Here is an 18383-nt window from a genome sequence, read left to right as displayed (position 1 = left end):
CGTCTAGGTGAGCAGGTGTTCGGGCTCGGTTCCAGCGGGATGCCGGACGGTCGATCCGCCGGGCCTCACCCCGTCCCCTGACGGGCGGAGGGTCGCTCCATGGCGTTGTCCAGATGAGTGATGACGGCCGGCACGTCATCACTCTCGGTGCTCCGGATCAACTGCAGGGCCGGTCGGACGATGCCGCCCGGTCGAGCTATCAACCGGGCGAGCACGGCGGCCCGGATGTCGAGCCGCTCGATGGTGGCCTCGCGCTCCTCTTCGTTCTGGCCGGCAAGCAGGACGGCGTTGTACCACGCCTCCTCGCGGGACTGACGGACACTGAAGTCGAGGATCCGTTCGTCGGTGCGGGCTCCGACCTGATCCAGCAGGGACAGGAGTGGCGACAGGGCGCCGACCGAGTCCTGCACCGCCAGCACCACCCGCGCAAGGATGTCGTTGATCAGCAGAAAGTCGCGCCGCAGCGCGTGGATGGCCTCGCCTGGGCTCGTCCGCGCGGCGGCGATGGCCAGGTCGAGGCTGATGTGCGCGTTCACGCCCAGTAGCAGGTGCTGGACGATGACGGTGTCGGCGTCGTCGAGCAGCCCGAACGCCTCGCGCCAACAACGGGGCCCGCTCCGGTCACGACGCCAGGCGTCGTACGCGTCGAAGTAGCGGTTGCCGAAGAGCGTGTCGAAACGGTCCATTCGGGCGCCGTCGTCGAACAGCCCACCGTGAATGGCCGTGCGGACCTCAACGGTCACCTGTCGGTACAGCGCCGCGAAGTACCCGACCCGGTCACCGTCGCGGCCGGCCTCCCGCACGATCCCGGCAAGCCCGTCCACGACATCGTCGATGTTCTCTGCCGCCATGCCCAACTCCCCTTTCGCGGTACCCTCGTTCGGCCCGCACTCTGGCTGCTGTCCGCAGTGCCGATTGCAGCCCCGTCCTACCACGGCACACCGGGGAGGGGCCCCGCCCTACAGGAACCGGGACGGGAGCACCGCTCGTCTCCCCGCCACGGCCACGGCCGCGGCGCACACCGGGGAACGGGACTGCGCGTGGGGCCATGGGGGTTGAACGACAAGTTCAGTGCCTTTTTCTTCCCCGGCAGGCGCAAGCACAACACGATCAAGAGCACCCAAGACCGCAATGCGCGCCAAGGACATCGCTGAACAGCTCCGGCGCTACCCACCCGTGAAAGCCGAGGTCGACGAAGGCTACCGGGGACTTGCCAACGACTTCCCCGACCAGGTGAGCGCTCCGCCCCGAAAGCCGAAGAACCTCGGCGAAGGAGCGATCACCGGACGGGTACGGCTGGCGGCAGGCCAAGCGTCGCCAGTCCTCCCGGCGAAGCCTTTGTCGGACACGCAAACGCCGAACTGCCTCAATGGCGCCCTTCGCAGCGCTGGACAGGACGCCGCCAGCCCAACGCCGAGACACTGAGCGATCGCCTGCCTGGTCTCTGACCGCGCCGCGAAGTGAGCCGCTCGCCACCGGCCCAGCACCGAACTCGTGCCCGCCGTCCCCACGGCCTGCTGAACCGTCCGACCCACATCACGCCAGCGTGCCCCGCCCCCAATCGCGGGGGAGGTCGTAAGGGCTCGCAGAAGAACAACCTGCGGGCGATCGGTGCGCTGACCTGGGGCGTCAAGTTCCAAAACCCACAAGTTAATTCTCTGCGAGCCCTAAGCCTCCTCCTGGCTGGTCGGCGTTTCGACCCGGGGCGATCGAGCGGCGGAGCCGCCGTCTCGGTCACCTGTCGGGGGCTGTCGGTCCGATGTCGGCGGCTTGTCGGCGGGGTCTGGAACCTTTCCAGAGATCCTGCCGGGTGCCCATCCGGCAGGCGTGCGACACGCAAGGAATCACCATGACCACTGACGTCACGATCATCGGCGCTGGGCTCGGAGGACTGACTCTCGCCCGCGTCCTCCACGTCCACGGCATCCCGGCCACGGTCTACGAGGCGGAGCCCTCACCGACGGCTCGCATGCAGGGCGGGATGCTCGACATCCACGACTACAACGGCCAACTGGCTCTGCAGGAGGCGGGCCTGATCGACGAGTTCCGCAGCCTCGTTCTGGAGGGCCGCCAGGCGATGCGGATCCTCGACCGGGACGGGACCGTCCTGTTCGACCAATCCGACGACGGCACGGGTGGACGCCCCGAGGTCCAGCGCGGCGAGCTGCGGCAGATCCTGCTCGACTCGCTCCCGGCCGGTACTGTCCGGTGGGGCCACAAGGTCAGCAGTGTCCGTGCCCTCGGCAAGGGCCGCCACGAGGTGACCTTCGCCGACGGCGGCACCGTCGTCACGAGCCTGCTGGTCGGCGCTGACGGCGCGTGGTCACGGGTTCGGCCACTGCTCTCCATCACCACCCCCGAGTACGTCGGCCGATCGTTCGTCGAGACCTACCTGTTCGACGCCGACACCCGGCACCCTGCCGCCGCGAAGGCGGTCGGGGGCGGCTCGCTGCTCGCACTCGCGCCGGGCAAGGGAATCCAGGCTCACCGAGAGAGGGGCGGCACCCTGCACACCTACATAGCGCTCACCGAGCCGCAGGACTGGTTCGCCGCCATCGATTTCACCGATGCCGCCGCGGCCACCGCGCGGATCGCGCAGGAGTTCGACGGCTGGGCACCGGAGCTCACCGCGCTGATCACCGACTGCGACACCGCGCCGGTCCTGCGCCCCCTCAACGCTCTGCCGATCGGGCACCGGTGGGATCGGCTGCCGGGGGTGACCCTGCTCGGTGACGCCGCCCACCTCTCGGTCCCGAACGGTGAAGGCGCCAACCTGGCGATGTACGACGGCGCGGAACTCGGCAAGGTCATCGCCGCGCACCCCGACGACGTCGAAGTCGCCCTCACCGAGTACGAGCAGGCGATGTTCCCCCGCGGCACCGAAGCCGCCGCAGAAGGCACCCGACTCAACGAGTTCCTCTTCGGCGACGACGCACCCCACGGCCTGATCACCGCGTTCACCGAAGACGAGCAGACCCCGTGAGCCCCTGGCCGAGGTCACCACGGTGACCGTCACCTCGTGCTCAGGTGCCTCACCCGCTCCCTGACTTCCGTTTGGGGAACGGTCACCATGACCGTTCCCCAAACGCTTGCGCAATCCTCGCTTTTCGCATGGCCGTAGCTTGACCTGCTGTTCGCGGGGGACGAGGTCGTCGACGAGGCTGATGCAGCGGGGTACTGCGCCGCGCCGTGCCCGGAGCAGGGACGGTGGTGACTCTATGCCTTTCGTCAAGCGAGCGTGGGGTGCGGGGGTCGTAGAACGTGCCGTCGCGGAGCATCGCGAAGAGCACGCTGATGCGGTGGCGGGCGAGGCGGAGGTGGCGTGGGTGCAGGTCTTCCCGCTGGCCCGGCGGCGGTCGTAGCAGTGCGGGAGGCGGGATCGTGCAGGGCGGCGAACGCGGACAGGAACATCGCGCGTTTGAGCTGCCGGCTGCCTCCTTGGGAGCGTGTTGGCCGTGGAACGAGGTTCCCGGCGACCTTGTTGTCGGGGCGAGGCCGGCGCAGGAGGCGCGGTGGGCGGCGGTGGGGAAGCTCGTGCCGTCGCCCACGGTGACCAGCAAGGTGGCGGCGGTCCTGACTGCGACCCCCGGCATCAAGGTCAGGACCGCGGAAAGAGGGTGAGCCCTCAGCAACTGTCTGATCTGCGCTTCCAGAGCTCGTCGCTGTTCGTGGGCGGAGGCGAGCGAGCGGGCCAGGGAGGGGATCACGACGTCGAGGGTGCCGGTCCCGGGGACGACGACGGTCTGCTCGTCGAGCGCGTCGAAGACTTCGTCGATCAGTCGCTGGGCCATGCGCGGGGCCTTCGGTCGGATCACCCCAACGAGCCTGCGGCGACCGGCCTTTCGCAGGCCGGCCGGGGATACCAAAGTGCTGTTCGCCGCCACTATCGGGGAGGCGATGCGGCGCTTCGACCTCTTCCGCTTCAGCGTGCTCGGCCCGTTGCGCCGCTGGGTTGGCGAGGAGCCGCTCAGCGCAGGCTCGCCTCAGCAACGTGCCTTGCTGGCAGCCCTGTTGCTTCGCGAGGGCCGTACGGCGACGGCCGCCGAGCTGATCGATCGCCGTGTCGGAGCTCCGCGAGCCCATGCCCCACAGCGCCCCGGAACGTGCCCGGCCCGCGCCATGGGCCTCGGCCTCGGTCACGTACTCCCAGGGCGGACTCCTGGTCACCGAGGAAGGCCGTTGCCATGGCCCAGAGCATGGTCGCCAGGTGGGCATCGCCCACCTGGCCGCCGCCCCTGAAGCGCTCCCTGGCCTGTGCCAGGAGCCGCACGCATGGCCACGACCACGACACCGGCAACCGACGGGAACAGCAGTTCCTGCAGCCGCGACAACACTTGGCTCACGGCCACCGAATGTCAGCCGCGCCACCCGCACGAGGAGCGATATCAGGGCGCCTTGCGCACCGCCCGAAAGGAGTTCAATAACTGCAGCGTGTAGTCGGCTCACGAAACTTGTGCCCAGACCCGCTGAACGCCGCCCGAGCCACCCGTGTCGCCGTCGGAGCAGGTCCGCGTCAACGCGACCGCCAACGCCTCAGCTGTTTCTTTACAGCAAACGTCAAGCTCATCGCTGACGACGGGGGCTTCAGGCGGTCAGGTCCGCTTCCCTCCGCGCCCGGGCACGGTCGAAGAACCACGTGCCCAGACCCACCAGCACGGCCGCCCCGAGTCCAGCAGGTTTGTTCACGAGGCGCGCGCTGGGGCAAATCGAAAGCCCTGTCCGGCCACAGGGAGGGCTGAGGAAGCGTCCGGCGCGGTGGCGGCAACCACCGACTCGGCGACTGAAGCGGTCAGTGGCCAGGTGGCGGGTGATGACCGCGTTTCCGTGACGTCTGGGGTCAAAGCGTCGTCGGTCCGTACCTCGCTGAGCCGAAACTTTCGAGGGCGGGTCGGTTGCAGGGCGGGCGGCGTGGCCCCTGGCTGTGTGCCTGGGTCGTGCGGGCAGTGCCGGTCAAGGTCGGCCGGGTTCGATCCGCCTGGCGAGGCCGAGCGTGCCTGCCGGGTTGGGGCGTCTGCTGTTGGGTGCGCTGTGGTGCGCGGCTGGTGCGCTTGCAGGTCGAGTGGTGCCTCGGGTGTAGCGTTCTTTCCAATTCATTGCAACGAACAGCGGTTTGTGTGTTGCGTTAAGATGGGGCCATTGCAACGATTTCTCGGCTCTCACCTGCAGTGATGTAGATATTTTGCAACAATGTTGTTGCTCAATATTTGAACGCAACGTAGCGTTTCCATCATGAGAAAAACGGGGTGGAGGGTCTCAGAAATCGAGAGGTGCGCGTTTCGCGGAGTGGGTGATCACAGGGGGCCGATCATGGAGACGCCGCAGTGTCAGCAGGCGGCACCCGGCACCTTCACGGCCTTCGCCCGCTTCGTGCTCTGTGGCGGCGGGGTGGGGCTCGCCTCCAGCTTCGCCGTGGCGGCCCTCGCCTCCTGGATTCCCTGGGTGCTGGCCAACGCCCTGATCACTGTGGCCTCCACGCTCCTCGCCACCGAGCTGCACGCCCGCTTCACCTTCGGCGGGGGCGGGCGCGCGACCTGGCGCCAGCATGCGCAGTCGGCCGGGTCCGCGGCGGCCGCGTATGCGGTGACCTGCGTGGCGATGTTTGTCCTGAAGCAGCTGGTGGCGGCACCCAGCGCGGCGATCGAGCAGGTCGTCTACCTGTCCGCCTCCGCACTCGCCGGTGTTGCGCGGTTCGCGGTGTTGCGCCTCGTTGTCTTCGCGCGGAACCGCTCGCAGGTCGCGGCCGCCGTCCGCACCGTCCGTCCCGTGCACGCGGCCGTGGCCCGCGCCGCGGCACCCGCCGACCAGGCGGTGCTCTGCCGCACCGCCTGACCGTCCGCAGGGCGGCGTGCCGGACCGGCCGACCACGCTTCCGCGAGACCCGTCACGCCACGCGCCCTGGCCGCTACCCTGCCTGGCGGCCGCATGGCTATATGAGGCCATGACGTTGGTTACGCCGTCGCGCAATCGGTCTGCTGGAGGGCGGCTACCGACAGCGGTGTGTGGCCGGTGGTAGTCGTAGTGGACGTTCCAGACTGCCAGGGCGTCGGCACGTGCTGTTCCGATGGCCAGGTCAGGGAGTAGAGGAACCCTTCAGCAAGGATGCGGTTCTACCTCTCGACCTTGCCGTTATGCCGTGGCGTGTACGGGTGATCCGTTGGTTCGGGGCCCCGAGCAGGGCACGGGCGAACACGCCTGCCCGGTAGCGGGAGCCGTTGTCGGTGACGAACCGCTCGATCTTGGTAATCCCGTGCGCGGCGAACCACGCCCTCGCCCGGTGCAGGAAACCGATCGCGATGGCTGTCCTCTCGTCCTGCAGTGCTTCGGTGGAGGCGAGGCGGCTGTACCTGTCGACCGCGGAGCGTAGATGGACGTAGCTGCCACGTTCCGTCTCCTTCTTGCGCCGACCCACGCCGGGAAACGACGTCGGTGTCCGTTGCTGTGGCTTGCCGGTGTGGCGCTGGGCGCGATCCAGGAGGCGTCGCCATGGCGGCGGAAGCGGTCGGCCCACTCGACGCGCATGCGCGAGAGATTCCCATTCCTACGGCGAGGTGGGTGATCGGGCGGGTCCGGCAGCGGTCGAACAGACGGCGCCGGCCGTCGGGAGACAACGAGGCATTGCGATGCGGCATGCGCGCGGGCATTCTGCGCGGGGAGGGAGCCGGCGTCGACGCGAGGCTGTGGTGCCTGCGCGTCGGATCGGTCATCTCAGCGGTCGACGAGCGTGCGAAGGAGTTTCCGGCCGGCCTGCCAGTCGCCGAGGTCGCTGTCGGAATTGATGTGGCCGTGGCTTGCGAGGAGATGCCCTTGGGCCTGCCACTCGTGCGCGAATGAGGCGGACGTCGCCGGGTCGCAGTAGGGGTCGTCGTCGCTGGCCACCATCAGACTCCGGCAGGACAAGGGGCGAGCGGACAGGTCCAGGAACGTTGATGCGGCCTGACGTGGGAACGCCGGTCCTTGGGGATCGGGCGGCGCGACCAGGAACGCCGCAACCCCATCGGGTCGCACCCTGTCCAGCCACTGAGCTGCTGCCCAGCAGCCAAGGCTATGAGCCACCAGCGCCACCTGGCCGTCATGCCGAGAAGCGATCTCGTAGGCTGCCTGAACCGCGGCAACCCAGTCCGGCAGGTCCGGCATGCTCCACGAGGCCGGTGCGATCCGGACCGCAGAGACTCCCCACTGGTTTTCCCACAAGCTCTGCCAGTGCCTCTCATCCGAGCCGTCGATCCCGGGGATGATGACGTACGCGACCATCGCTTACTGCCCTTCCAGTCGTGACCCTCGCACTTCGGGGCGCACCCTGGAGCGATTCTCGATGGATCAGCGGCAGCTACCAAACTCAGCAAGCGATCTCAAAGAAGGTGGGGGCGGCAATGACGGAATCACTCGACGGGATCGACCGGGCCATCTTGGACATGCTGCATGGTCCGAGACGCCCGCGCCATGCTCTCCGGCCTCGGCGTCCCGGCCGACAGCGTCCACCAGGAGCTGTTCCACGCGGACGACGAGCCACCCGCGCCACCCGGCCGGCCGGCGACGGAACGGGGCGACACCACCACCGACGTCCCCACGAGCGAGGTCACCGTGGTCCTGGACGGCCGGGCCACCACGTTCTGCGCGCCGCGCCACCGCACCGTCCTCGACGGTCGGCCGACTCACCGGAGCCGAGGTCGGACGCCGGGTCGGGCTGGCCCAACCGGCAGCCGGCCCCCGCATCCAACGCCTGGACAAGAACCGGGTCATCACCGGCTACCGCGCCGTCGTCGCCCCAGTCGCAGTGGCGCCGAACATCCATGCCGTCCTCCGGCTACGCACCATTCACGCGCAACCGTCCCAAGCACTCACCCTCGCCGCCCGGACTCCCGAGGTCGTCTCGAGCCTCCGCGTTACCGGTGAGGACTGCCTGCTGTTGGACGTGCACTGTTCTCACGCCGAACGCCTTGAGCAACTCGTGGACTCCGTCGCCCGCAACGGACCGGTCACCACCTCCCTCGTCCTGCGCAGTTACCCCCAAGTCGCTGCCAACAGCACCGGCGACAACGTCATGACCCGCAACATCTAGGCTCCTCGCACCATGTTCGGATCTGGACAAGCGTGCCTCTACCTCGTGCGGAGTGCCGCGCCTTTGGACGGGCCCTGGCGTGTCGTGAACCAAACGGTCCCGATCACGACCGCGCAGCCGATCAACTGCATCACGGTGGGGCGTTCCCCGATTCCGAACCCGATGAGGATGGCCAGCGCCGGGTGGAGAAGAAGGAGAGTGGCACTGACCGACGGCTGGAGCCTCGGCAGGGCGGCTGTGATCACGAGCCAGGCGAGCACCTGCCCGATAAGGGCAAGCGCGGTCAACCAACCGAGGGCTCCCCATGGGGGCGTGGGGTCCACCCCGCCCCACAGCCCGCCGATCACGGCCGCGACGACGGCAGTTGAGGTGGTGGAAAGACACACGGGAATGGCAGCGGACCCGATTCCGCTGCCGACACGCATGAGGGAGAGGTATCCGGCGTAGGCGAGCCCGGCCAGAATGCCGAACACGAGCCCGGAGACCGCATCACCATGGGGCCCGGCCGCCGCGGTGGCGGCTCCACTCGCCAGACCGGGGCCGCAGGCGCGCCGGGCCCCGGGGTACTACACGGCTGCGGTCCCTCTTCGGGACTACGGGTGCAGCTTCTCGCCCTTCGCCAGCATCGCTACGTACTTCTCTATCCGGCGCGCCCGGGTCTCGGGCTTCTTGGCGTCTTGGACCCGGTACAGGATCGCGTAGCGGTTCTGCCGGTCCAGCGTCTCGAAGAACGTGGCCGCGGCCGGGTCGGCGGTCAGGGCCGCCGCGAGGTCGTCCGGCACCGTGGCGGTCTTCGCGCCGTCGTAGGCCGCCTCCCAGCGGCCGTCCGCCTTGGCGCGGTCGACCTCGGCCTGCCCCTGGGGATGCATCCGGCCCTGCTCGATCAGGGCGGCCGCCTTGTCCCGGTTGACCTTGGACCACTTGCTGCGCGGCTTGCGCGGGGTGAACCGCTGGAGCCACCACTGGTCGTCGAACTTGGCCTTCTGGCCGTCGATCCAGCCGTAGCAGAGTGCCACGTCGAGCGCCTGGGCGTAGTCCAGCGCGACGATTCCGGGGCCCTTCTTGCGAAGCTTGAGCCAGATGCCGGACGAGACGGCGTGGTTCTCGCCGAGCCATGCCTGGAATGCCTCGGCGGATTCGAATGCGACGATCTCCAAGTCCTGAGTCACCCCAGCAGCGAACCACACCCGGCCGATTGTCGTGACGCATTCGGGCACGGCCCCGGATGCAGGATGCCTGTGGACCTGCGTGATCATCCCTGTTCTCAACGCAGAACGATCATGCAGGAGCCGCGGGCTTGCTCAACGATACGACGTTGCTGCTCGACCTCGAGGGGGTGTCCGTCGCGCGGGTCGAGCGGCTGGCCGACGGAAGGCGCCGAGTTCACCTGGTCACGGCCGACGAGACAGCCAGGGCCTGCCCGGCCTGCGGAGTGTTCGCCACCCGGGTGAAGGGCTCGGCGGTGACCCGCCCGCGCGATCTCCCTTACGGCGAGAGCGGTTTGGAGTTCCGCCGGCACAAGCGCCGCTGGTGGTGCCGCGAGGCCGGCTGCCCTCGCCGGTCCTTCACCGAGCAGATCCCGCAGATTCCGGCCGGTGCCAGGCTGACCGGCCGGCTGCGGGGTGAGGCCGGGCGCCGCATACGCGATGCCGGCTCCACGGTCATCCAGGCCGCGCGGGATCTGCATCTGTCCTGGCCGACCGTGATGGAAGCCTTCCGCACGCAGGCCCGCGACGTCGCCGAGGCAACACTGCCGCAGGTCACAGTCCTGGGCATCGACGAGACCCGGCGCGGACGGCCCCGCTGGGAACGGGATGCGGATACCGGCAAGTGGCGCCTGACCCGGGACCGGTGGCACACCGGCTTCGGCGACGCCCTCGGTCACGGCGGGCTGCTCGGACAGGTCGAGGGCCGCACCGTCGCCGACGTCCTGGCCTGGCTCGCCACCACCGACCTGGACTGGAGAAGGGGCATCGGCTACGTCGCCATCGACATGTCGGCCACCTACCGCGCCGCGATCCGTATCGGCCTGCCGCACGCCACTGTCGTGGTCGACCACTTCCACGTGGGCCAGCTCGCCAACAAGATGCTGTTCATGGTCAGGCGCCGCACCACCGCCGAGACCCGCGGCAGGCGCGGACGGGCGGGCGACCCGGAGTGGAAGGCCAGACGGCGGCTTGTGCTGGGCCGCGAGGACCTCACCGACGACCAGTTCGCCACGATGTGGAACACGCTCCTGGGCGAGGGGAAGATGGGGCAGACACTGTTGACGGCCTGGATAGCCAAGGAGAACCTGCGCACCCTCCTCGCCCTGGCCCGCACCGGAGCCGACCGCCACCAAGTTGGCAACGCCCGCTGGAAGTTCCTCACCTGGTGCGCGGACTCCGACATCCCTGAAGTCCGCCAGCTCGCCACCACGTCGACCGCTGGTGGCCCGAGGTCGCCGCGTTCTGGTTCAACAACCAGCGCCTCCACACAGCGATCGGCGACATCCCGCCCCACGAGCACGAGACCAACCACTACGCTCAACACCAGCCCCAACCGGCGGCTGGAGTCAACGCATAGAGCCTCCACCGATCCCGGAGCGGTTCATCCGTGACACGTGTGCTCGCGCCGGCAGGCGGCCGCCCCCGGCCCGGCAACGGATGGCGCGCTACGCTGTCCCCGCGCGGCTATCCGCGATGACTGCGCGGCGGTGGGGCTCGCCGTACCCGAACCGCGGCATAGGTGCCGCCGACAGTCCCTACTTGCGATGGTGTGTGCCCGCTTGTGCGTGGGCCCCGGCGAGTAGGAGACGTACGTTCATGACAGTCCCGAAGCCCCAGGCGGTGGACGAACCCACGGACCCCGACGTCGATCTGCACGTGCCCGCCCAACGGCAGCAGTCCCGGCGGGCACAGGGACCGATCGTGGCAGTGGTGGCGCTCGGCGGCGGTATTGGGGCTTCCGCCCGGTACGGGGCGTCGCCATCTCTGGCCGGCCTCGGCCGGCGCGTTCCCCTGGACCACCCTTGGGATCAACGCCGTCGGCTGTGCGGTGATCGGCGTCTTCATGGTGGTGATCACGGATGTGCGGGCGGCGCACCGGCTGGCGCGACCGTTCTTCGGCATCGGTGTCCTGGGCGGCTTCACGACCTTCTCGACGTACGCCGCCGACATTCAGACACTTGTGGACTCGGGCCACGCCCGCACGGGTCTGGCTCATCTCGCGGCGACGCTGCTGGTGGCGCTCGCCGCCGTATGGCTCGCGGTGACGGCGACGCGCCGCGTTCTGGCATGGAGGCAGTGATGACCAGGCTGACAGGCAGGGCACTGCGGGTGACGGTCTTCATCGGGGAGAACGACACCTGGCACCACAAGCCGCTGTACTCGGAGATCGTGCACCGCGTGCACCGCGCAGGGCCGGCAGGCGCCTCCGTCTTTCGGGGGATTGAGGGCTTCGGAGTGGTCGCTGATCCACACCTCGCGGCTGCTGTCGCTGAGCGAGGACCTGCCGGTGGCGATCGTGATCGTGGACACCGAGGAACTGGTGCGCGCCTTTCTGCCGGAGCTCGACGAACTCGTCTCCGAGAGACTGGTGATCCTCGACGACTGCGAGGTCATCCTCGCCCCGTCTCGACTTCGTTCGATCGGGGGCACCCCCATCGCGGGCAGGGGGAGCAACGCGTGAACCGGCTGCTCGTAGTAGCCGGCGGCGCGATAGGCGCTCCGCTGCGGTACCTGACCGACCGGGCCGTGCAGAAACGGCACGACACCGTCTTCCCCTGGGGCACCTTCACCGTCAACGTCGTGGGCTCCTTCGCACTCGGCCTGCTGAGCGGGCCGGTGGTGGCCGGGCCGACCTCCTCGCAGGTGCAGGTGCTGCTCGGTACCGGGCTCTGCGGGACGCTGACGACGTACTCGACGTACGCGTACGAGACGCTGCGGCTGGCCGAGGACGGGCCGCGGTTCTTCGCCGCCGCCAACGTGATCGCGAGCGTGGTGGCCGGGCTGGGCGCGGTGTTCGTCGGGGTCACCTTCGCCGAGGCGCTGGCGTGACCAGAGCGTCCGCCCAGCGGCCGACCCGGATGGGGCCCTGGCGGTTCGTCGTCTGGTTCGGCACGGTCAGCCTCCTCGCGGACTTCGTCTACGAGGGTGCCCGCTCGATCACCGGCCCCCTGCTGGCCTCACTCGGTGCGTCGGCGCTGGTGGTCGGAGTGGTAACGGGCGCCGGGGAAGCAGCATCTCTGGGCCTGCGGCTGGTTTCAGGGCCGCTGGCGGACCGGACACGCCGCTTCTGGGGCCTGGCGATTGCCGGGTACGCACTGACCGTGGCTTCCGTACCCCTGCTGGGCGTGGTCGGCGTGCTCTGGGCGGCGTGCGCGCTGGTGATCGCCGAACGGGTGGGCAAGGCGGTGCGCTCGCCCGCGAAGGACACGATGCTGTCGCACGCCACCGCGGCGACCGGGCGCGGGCGCGGCTTCGCCGTGCACGAGGCGATGGACCAGGTCGGCGCGCTGGTCGGACCGCTCGTCGTGGCCGGCATGCTCGCGATTACCGGTGGCGACTACGGACCGGCGCTGGGCGTGCTCGCTGTTCCGGGTGTTGCGGTGCTGGGGCTGCTGGTGTGGCTGCGGGCCCGGGTGCCGGACCCGGAGGTGTACGAGCGGGAGGCGACAGCGAACACGGGCGAGGCGGCGGAGACCGACGGCCGTCTTCCGGCCGCCTTCTGGACGTACGCGGCGTTCACCGCCGCCACCACAGCCGGGTTCGCCACCTTCGGCGTCCTGTCGTACCACCTTGTCGAGCGGCACCTCATGGCAGCGGCCTGGGTGCCGGTGCTCTACGCCGCCGCCATGGCCGTCGACGCCTTGGCCGCACTGGTGACCGGCTGGCTGTACGACCTCCACGGCGCTCGCGTGCTGATGGCGCTGCCGCCCTTGACCGCCGCAGTCGTGATGCTGGCGTTCACCAATACGGTCGCGATCGCGGTGGCCGGGTCCCTGATGTGGGGCGCGGTCATGGGCATCCAGGAGTCCACTCTGCGCGCCACCGTCGCGGATTTGGTGCCCAGCGGACGGCGGGCGACCGCCTACGGCCTGTTCGCCGGCGTTGTCGGCGCGGCCAGTCTGGCCGGCGGCGCACTGGCCGGCGGCCTGTACGGCTACTCGATCCCCCTGTTGATCACGGTTGTGGTCGCCATCCAGGTCGTCGCCCTGGTGCTACTGGCCGCCACGCGAGCCACTCGGCGCTGATTCCCAGGAGAGTCAAGGGGGCAAGGGGCTGGGGGCACACCGCCGTCGGGCAGCCTGCCCCGACGGTGGCCCTTCGCCGCGACCGGGCGCACAACGGCGTCCGTCCGGTGCCCCTTGCCATCGGCGCGACGGGGCGGACGCAGTCCCCCAGAGGAGCAGCGGCGACGGCCCTGGCGCACGTAGGCGACCGGGGCCGTCGAAGGTGTGCTGGAGGCAGTCGGGCGTCTGGCCCCGGACTTCGCGGGTCACCGTTTCAGGTTTGTGGCCAGCGGGTTTGTCCGATGTCGGTGTCGAGGAGGTCGAGGAGGTCGAGGAGGTCGAGGAGGTCGAGGAGGTCGAGGAGGTCGAGGAGGTCGAGGAGTTGGAGTTGGATGCCGCGGCTGATCTGGACGGTGGGCGGGTCGGTGACGTTGCCGATCCGCAGGGTGAGTTCGCCGAGGTGGTAGAAGATCATGCGGCCGGTGGCGCGGACGCGGCGGTTGTCGGGGTAGAGGCCGCTCATGGTCTGCTCGGGGTCGAGCGCCCGTCTGACCTGCCGCTCAATGAGGCAGAAGACCAGCAGGGCCAGGCAGATGACGTGGATCAGTGCGGCGACTCGCCGGTTGTGCTGCACGAAGATCGGCGCGACCGCGAGCGGGCCCTTGAAGTCGTGGCATCTGCGCTCGACCGCGCCCTGGCCCTTGTAGTGGATCAGGGCCTGTCCGGCGTCCGCCTGGTCGGCGGCGAGTGACGTCAGCAGTGCGTACCAGCTGTCGACAGCAGCTTCGGCCTTCACCACGTCGGTGTCGAAGTGCCAGGCCAGGACCGGGGTGCCGTCCTCGTAATCGGGTCCAGCCGGCCGCGATCGGGTTCCTGGCCCGGTTCTGCGGCGGTGCAGGGCGAAGGCGGTGGTCGCAGCCCCGGCCGTCAGGACAGCGGCGGATCGCGGAGCGGATGGTGCCGCTGATCGGCCCGCATGGGTGGGCGGTCGACGACGTGTCGTTCCCCAAGGACGGCCGGATGTCGGTCGGGGCCGCGCACCAGCGCTGCGGCACTTTGGGCAAGCAGGCCAACTGCCAGGTCGCAGCCAGCGTGCACGGGTCACCGACGCCGCATCGGTCCCGCTGCACTGGAGGCCGTTCCCGCCCCAGGAGTGGGCGGACGATGCCGTATGCCGCCGTCGGAGCGGGGTGCCGGAGGAGATCGGGCACCGGGAGAAGTGACGCCTCGCCCTGGACGCCTTGAACGAGCCGGCGGGGTGAGGTCTGGTGCCGCCGGTGGTGGTGGCCGACGCCGGCTACGGACAGAACGCCGACTTCCGCCACGCGCTGGCCGGCCGGGAGATCCCGGTACGTGGACGGCATCCGGGCCGATCTGATCGTGCAGCCGCACGACGCGGCCCCCGCCGCCCCACCTTGGTCCGGCAGCGGCCGCCCGCCGGTGCCGGCAGCACAACCGGCCCTGGCAGCCGGATGCCGAGCGTTCAGCAGGTGGCCCGCTGGGAAGGCTCCCGCGGCTCGATGCGCTCGCACTCTTGCGGGTGCGGGTCCGGCCGGCCGGGGTGCGCTCCCGCCGCCTGTTCAGGGCGCCGCGGTGGCTGAGTACGGCCGGTGGGACGGTGTCCTGCCCACCGTGTGGTTCCTGGCCGAATGGTGCGACGGTGACAGCAAGCCGGCCCGGTTCTGGCTGTCAGACCTGCTCGAAGACATCCCCATCGCCGAGTTGGTCCGCCTGGCCAAGATCCGCTGGCGCATCGAGCACGACTACCAGGAACTCAAACACGGCCTGCCGGGACCCCTTCGAAGCCGCTCCTGGAACGGCTGGCGCCACCACGCCACCCTGCCGTCGTCCACGGGTTCCTCACCGAGCAACGACTGCACCCAAGAAGCCGAGACGCGAGCCTCACCCTCTATCAGACCCTCGAGGCCATCCAGGACCTGTCGAACTGCTGGACCGGCATCTGCGCCACCTGCCATCAGCTCCTGCCCCGCCGACCCGCAAGATCGAGACAGACCTAACGGAGGCGGGTGTTGCCATACCAGAGGAAGGTGCAGGTCAGGTGTGTATGTCGCGGGAGACGATGGTTTCCGCCCGCCGGAGTGCGCGACCATCAAGGAGGCGGCGCCGGGCCTCCGCGGTTCCGGCCCTGCTCGTCGGTGAACCGCTCGGGGCCCTACCGCTCGGTCGGCTCCCGGAAGAGGGCGACGGGGTGGGGGAGGAAGTCCCGTCCCGCTCAGGCGCGGCGCGGGACGGATTCGCTCCCTCTGGTCCCGGCGGCGAGCAGAGCGAAGCCCAGTGCGAAGCCGAGCATGGTCCATACGCCGCGGGGCCAGAAGATGTGGCTGTCCGTGAAGGACCAGCCGGCCACCAGGAGAACCACCGTGCCGGGAACAACTCGCACGCCGTGTTTGGGGAAGAGCGCGACCGCCGTGGCCACGACAGCGACGATGAGGGCGTAGGCACCGACCTGCCCGAGCGACTCACCCGCGTCGTAGAGCGGGTACTTGATCGGCCCTATGTTCGCTGTCCCGGCAGCGTGCTCGACCGCGGTTCCCGCCGCGATACCGGCCACCGCGTCGAGACCGGTGTAGAAGGCGGCGTAGGTGAACGCACTCGCCCAGGCCACCACCGTGGCGAAGCCCCCGACGTCAGGCCGGGGGCGGTGCCACAGAGGGACGAGGAGGCCGAGCGTAAGCAGCGGAAAGATCGGCAGCAGTGCGATGTGCAACTGTGTCCAGTCCGTGGCTGTCGACCTGGACAGGCCATGCGGGTGCGCGGCGCCCGCCGCGGCCAGCACAAGGGGCGCGACAGTGGCGAGGGTGATGTTTCGGATGGTCAACACGCTGCGATCGTAGGTGTGTTACATCACTTGAGGCGGCCGCGTAAGGGCTTCGTAAGATCTTGCGTGGTGCCGCGAAACTCTGGAAAGCGCCCGCTGGGGTGATATCCCTCAGACACGACACCGGCCTCGCCGCTCATGCGGCGAGGCCGGAGCAGAGGACTTTCACGAGCCTTGTGGACGGATGGCGTCTCCAGTCGATGGCTCTGAGGTCCTGGGGCCGGGGGAGTGGCGGCCCGGGCGTCGGGTCAGGCGCAGCGGCGCCCTGAGTTGATGCAGGAGACCGCCTGGTTCATGAGCCGGTCGTTCATCACGTTGATGAAGTCGTTGTGGTCGGTGATGGCGTTGTGCTGCTGTCCCTGGAAGCCGTCGACGGCGAAGTTCGGTGCCGCAGGGGTCTTGTAGGTGAGCCGCATGGTCAGCTGCGGGATGGCCTTGAAGCCGCTTGCGCAGTTGCCGCCTGCGTCGGCGAAGGCGACGTGGCTGCGGTGGTCGGCGCTGTCGATGTTCCTGCCGTCCCAGCAGCTCTGGAAGGCGAAGCTGCGCACCACCTTGCTGCCGCTGGGGCAGATCGGGTACTTGTCGGTGAGCTGGACCTTGTTCTCGAAGCCGGTGCAGCTCCAGTGGGCGTTGGCGTTCTTGGTCCCGTTGGTGAACGCCTTGGCGTCACCGGTGATGATCCGCAGGAAGCGTGGCATCGCCACGACCTTGCCGGTGGGGCTGCCCTGGTAGGTGATCGTGACCGTCGAGGGCACCAGGATGGCTCCCTTGTTGCCCTCGGCGCCACCGCCGAGGTCGTTGGCGTCGGGGCCCTGACGGGTGGTGTCCCGCAGGACGGGCCAGTAGTACGCGGACTGGTCGCCGTTGGTGCAGGAGGTTCCCTGGGCGCTGAGGGACTCGTTGGTCGAGTTGAAGTCGACCCTCCGGTTGCCCACGTAGTCGTGGACGTGGTGGGCGCCGTTGCTGACACCGGGAGCCACGATGTCGTTGTCCGAGTTGTGCTGTCCCTGCTTGTTGACTCCGCATCGGGAGGTGAAGGCTCCGGTCGAGGCGCCTGCCTGCCGGCGGACCCGGCGCACGTTCGGGGCCACCTTGGTGATGTCCACGAAGTCGGCCGCGGTGGGCCCGTCGTTGCTCTGTCCTGCGGCGCCGGAGCTGTTTCCTTGCTGTCCGGTGTCGCCTCCGTCGCCCTGGGCGCCGCCGGGGCTCTGGCTCGCAGCCCCGGTCCCGGATGTCTGGGTCCCGGGTGCGTCGAGACCGAGGTTGCAGGCGGCGAGAGCGTCCAGCCCTGTGGGCTTGGCGGCCGCCCGCCCGATGGCGATGGCGATCCGGTCGATGGTCGCCTTCCTCTTCTCTGTCAGAGGTCCGAGGATCGCGTTCTGTACAAAGTTCGGGCCCCCTTGCCCACGGGTGTCGACCAGCCGCTGGTTGGCCTCCGCGGTCTGGAGGTCCAGCAACTGCAGGTTCCGGTCCACCTCGGCCTGTGCCTGCTGGGGGACGGCCGGCAGCTTGCCCTTCACGTCCGGGCAGCTGATCGTCTGGGCTGACCGCGTTGTAGGAGCGGTGGCGGTGACGTTGGAGGCGTTGGCGGCGTAGTTCACGGCTACGAGGCCACCGCCCCCTGCCAGCAGCGCCGTGACCGCCATGATGGCGTTGCGGCGGCTTCGGCCGCGCCTGTGATCTGCTCGCATGAGAACTCCTGATGTCACGACGTGGTTCTTGGCCCAGCGGCGATGCGTATCACTCGCCGCCCGGATGCCCCCAGCCTCACCTGAGTGGTCGGCGCTTGGCCGCTGTTCACGCTGCGCGTCATGGACACGTAAGAACTGAACGTCATGCCCGAACTCACCCCCGCCAGCAGGAGGAGCAGGGCCGCCTCGGCATCCTCCGCTCGGCGCTGGAAGAAGCCGGGATCCCCTTTGATCCGGGCCTTGTGCGCTACGGCGACTTCACCCACGGCCTCGCGCATCGGCACGCTCCGGAGCTACCGGCGTCGCCGACGGCACGATGTCGGTCTTCGCCGACAGCAACATCAGACGGTGGGCACCTATCGCGCGGCCGTGTCGCTCGGGCTGCGCATTCCGGACGACGTCAGCGTTGGTCGGCTACGACGATCTGCCCTTCGCGGACCGGGTGACTCCGCGTCTGACGACCGTGCGCACCCCGCTCGCCGACATGACGGCGCTCGCCCGCCTGCATGGTGCCGCGGCTGCTGTCCGGACCCCAGCCGGAGACTACAAGAGCCGAGGTCGCCACCTAGCTCGTCGACGAAG

General features: G+C 69.3%; 17 protein-coding genes and 4 pseudogenes. 11 read left to right on the top strand and 10 right to left on the bottom strand.

Going from position 1 to position 18383, the window contains the following annotated elements:
• Window positions 1–65: 65 nt before the first annotated feature.
• Window positions 66–851 carry a DUF5995 family protein gene (locus tag OG289_RS00615; RefSeq protein ID WP_327312022.1) on the bottom strand — a complete coding sequence of 262 codons (786 nt, stop codon included), beginning with the start codon at window positions 849–851 and terminating at the stop codon, window positions 66–68.
• A gap of 280 nt (window positions 852–1131) precedes the next feature.
• Between OG289_RS00615 and OG289_RS00610 the strand changes: the two genes are divergently transcribed.
• Window positions 1132–1425, top strand: a complete 294-nt coding sequence (locus OG289_RS00610; RefSeq protein ID WP_327312021.1) for a hypothetical protein — start codon at window positions 1132–1134, stop codon at window positions 1423–1425.
• A gap of 424 nt (window positions 1426–1849) precedes the next feature.
• On the top strand, window positions 1850–2983 hold the full coding sequence (locus OG289_RS00605) for an FAD-dependent oxidoreductase (protein ID WP_327312020.1): 1134 nt from the start codon (window positions 1850–1852) through the stop codon (window positions 2981–2983).
• 244 nt (window positions 2984–3227) lie between these two features.
• Here the strand turns inward: OG289_RS00605 and OG289_RS00600 are convergent.
• Window positions 3228–3860 (bottom strand): annotated as a pseudogene (locus OG289_RS00600) (transposase); the annotation flags it as partial.
• Between the two features lie 1447 nt (window positions 3861–5307).
• On the opposite strand from OG289_RS00600, the gene OG289_RS00595 reads away from it, so the two are divergent.
• Window positions 5308–5829 carry a hypothetical protein gene (locus tag OG289_RS00595; protein WP_327312019.1) on the top strand — a complete coding sequence of 174 codons (522 nt, stop codon included), beginning with the start codon at window positions 5308–5310 and terminating at the stop codon, window positions 5827–5829.
• Window positions 5830–5925: 96 nt separating this feature from the next.
• On the opposite strand, the pseudogene OG289_RS49505 reads toward OG289_RS00595, so the two are convergent.
• Together OG289_RS49505 and OG289_RS00585 are read right to left on the bottom strand one after the other, a co-directional pair.
• Window positions 5926–6629 (bottom strand): annotated as a pseudogene (locus tag OG289_RS49505) (integrase core domain-containing protein); the annotation flags it as partial.
• Between the two features lie 76 nt (window positions 6630–6705).
• A complete protein-coding gene (locus OG289_RS00585; protein WP_327312018.1) occupies window positions 6706–7251 on the bottom strand; it encodes an RBBP9/YdeN family alpha/beta hydrolase in 546 nt (181 codons plus the stop codon).
• 661 nt (window positions 7252–7912) lie between these two features.
• Here OG289_RS00585 and OG289_RS49500 point away from each other — a divergent pair.
• Window positions 7913–8059: a hypothetical protein gene (locus tag OG289_RS49500; protein ID WP_442818853.1), complete on the top strand. Its 147-nt coding sequence runs from the start codon at window positions 7913–7915 to the stop codon at window positions 8057–8059.
• Between the two features lie 38 nt (window positions 8060–8097).
• On the opposite strand, the gene OG289_RS00575 is transcribed toward OG289_RS49500, so the two are convergent.
• Both OG289_RS00575 and OG289_RS00570 read right to left on the bottom strand, forming a co-directional pair.
• Window positions 8098–8532, bottom strand: a complete 435-nt coding sequence (locus tag OG289_RS00575) for a DMT family transporter (protein ID WP_327312016.1) — start codon at window positions 8530–8532, stop codon at window positions 8098–8100.
• A 120-nt stretch (window positions 8533–8652) separates the two neighbouring features.
• Window positions 8653–9246 carry a YdeI/OmpD-associated family protein gene (locus tag OG289_RS00570; RefSeq protein ID WP_327312015.1) on the bottom strand — a complete coding sequence of 198 codons (594 nt, stop codon included), beginning with the start codon at window positions 9244–9246 and terminating at the stop codon, window positions 8653–8655.
• A gap of 110 nt (window positions 9247–9356) precedes the next feature.
• Here OG289_RS00570 and OG289_RS00565 point away from each other — a divergent pair, with 110 nt between their 5' ends.
• From OG289_RS00565 to OG289_RS00545, 5 genes and pseudogenes are all read left to right on the top strand, one after another.
• On the top strand, window positions 9357–10658 hold the full coding sequence (locus tag OG289_RS00565) for an ISL3 family transposase (RefSeq protein WP_327312014.1): 1302 nt from the start codon (window positions 9357–9359) through the stop codon (window positions 10656–10658).
• 205 nt (window positions 10659–10863) lie between these two features.
• Window positions 10864–11347 (top strand): annotated as a pseudogene (locus OG289_RS00560) (FluC/FEX family fluoride channel).
• Window positions 11347–11728 (top strand): annotated as a pseudogene (locus OG289_RS00555) (DUF190 domain-containing protein). Before OG289_RS00560 ends, OG289_RS00555 begins: the two co-directional pseudogenes overlap by 1 nt.
• On the top strand, window positions 11725–12096 hold the full coding sequence (gene crcB, locus OG289_RS00550) for a fluoride efflux transporter CrcB (protein ID WP_327312013.1): 372 nt from the start codon (window positions 11725–11727) through the stop codon (window positions 12094–12096). The pseudogene OG289_RS00555 and the gene crcB overlap by 4 nt, the downstream one beginning before the upstream one ends.
• Window positions 12093–13292 carry an MFS transporter gene (locus tag OG289_RS00545; protein ID WP_327312012.1) on the top strand — a complete coding sequence of 400 codons (1200 nt, stop codon included), beginning with the start codon at window positions 12093–12095 and terminating at the stop codon, window positions 13290–13292. The genes crcB and OG289_RS00545 overlap by 4 nt, the downstream gene beginning before the upstream one ends.
• A 253-nt stretch (window positions 13293–13545) precedes the next feature.
• Here OG289_RS00545 and OG289_RS00540 read toward each other — a convergent pair whose 3' ends face one another.
• Window positions 13546–14067, bottom strand: a complete 522-nt coding sequence (locus tag OG289_RS00540) for a hypothetical protein (RefSeq protein ID WP_327312011.1) — start codon at window positions 14065–14067, stop codon at window positions 13546–13548.
• On the opposite strand from OG289_RS00540, the gene OG289_RS49495 reads away from it, so the two are divergent.
• Together OG289_RS49495 and OG289_RS49490 are read left to right on the top strand one after the other, a co-directional pair.
• Window positions 14019–14516, top strand: coding sequence for a transposase (locus tag OG289_RS49495; RefSeq protein WP_442818852.1), 498 nt, complete (start codon window positions 14019–14021; stop codon window positions 14514–14516). The genes OG289_RS00540 and OG289_RS49495 overlap by 49 nt on opposite strands.
• Window positions 14517–14539: 23 nt before the next feature.
• The gene (locus OG289_RS49490) at window positions 14540–14872 is read left to right on the top strand and encodes a transposase (RefSeq protein WP_442818851.1); all 333 of its coding nucleotides are present in this window, start codon (window positions 14540–14542) and stop codon (window positions 14870–14872) included.
• Between the two features lie 632 nt (window positions 14873–15504).
• Here the strand turns inward: OG289_RS49490 and OG289_RS00530 are convergent.
• The 3 genes from OG289_RS00530 to OG289_RS00520 all read right to left on the bottom strand — a co-directional run bounded on the left by OG289_RS00530 (window position 15505) and on the right by OG289_RS00520 (window position 18079).
• Entirely contained in the window at window positions 15505–16113 is a 609-nt protein-coding gene (locus OG289_RS00530; RefSeq protein WP_327312010.1) for a hypothetical protein, read from the bottom strand.
• Window positions 16114–16358: 245 nt separating this feature from the next.
• Complete coding sequence (locus OG289_RS00525) at window positions 16359–17801, bottom strand: DUF1996 domain-containing protein (protein ID WP_327312009.1); 1443 nt, start codon at window positions 17799–17801, stop codon at window positions 16359–16361.
• Between the two features lie 14 nt (window positions 17802–17815).
• On the bottom strand, window positions 17816–18079 hold the full coding sequence (locus OG289_RS00520) for a hypothetical protein (RefSeq protein WP_327312008.1): 264 nt from the start codon (window positions 18077–18079) through the stop codon (window positions 17816–17818).
• Window positions 18080–18383 lie beyond the last annotated feature (304 nt).

This window comes from Streptomyces sp. NBC_01235 (assembly GCF_035989285.1).
Classification (GTDB): domain Bacteria; phylum Actinomycetota; class Actinomycetes; order Streptomycetales; family Streptomycetaceae; genus Streptomyces.
Note: the sequence above shows the minus strand (reverse complement) of the source record. Positions and strands in the feature narration are given on the sequence as shown.

What these genes read in the sequence shown, in the direction of transcription:
- OG289_RS00615 (WP_327312022.1), bottom strand. Translation starts at nt 851, where the DNA reads ATGGCGGCAGAGAACATCGACGATGTCGTGGACGGGCTTGCCGGGATC.
- OG289_RS00605 (WP_327312020.1), top strand. Translation starts at nt 1,850, where the DNA reads ATGACCACTGACGTCACGATCATCGGCGCTGGGCTCGGAGGACTGACT.
- OG289_RS00525 (WP_327312009.1), bottom strand. Translation starts at nt 17,801, where the DNA reads ATGCGAGCAGATCACAGGCGCGGCCGAAGCCGCCGCAACGCCATCATG.
- OG289_RS00520 (WP_327312008.1), bottom strand. Translation starts at nt 18,079, where the DNA reads ATGCGCGAGGCCGTGGGTGAAGTCGCCGTAGCGCACAAGGCCCGGATC.
- OG289_RS00585 (WP_327312018.1), bottom strand. Translation starts at nt 7,251, where the DNA reads ATGGTCGCGTACGTCATCATCCCCGGGATCGACGGCTCGGATGAGAGG.
- OG289_RS00595 (WP_327312019.1), top strand. Translation starts at nt 5,308, where the DNA reads ATGGAGACGCCGCAGTGTCAGCAGGCGGCACCCGGCACCTTCACGGCC.
- OG289_RS00610 (WP_327312021.1), top strand. Translation starts at nt 1,132, where the DNA reads ATGCGCGCCAAGGACATCGCTGAACAGCTCCGGCGCTACCCACCCGTG.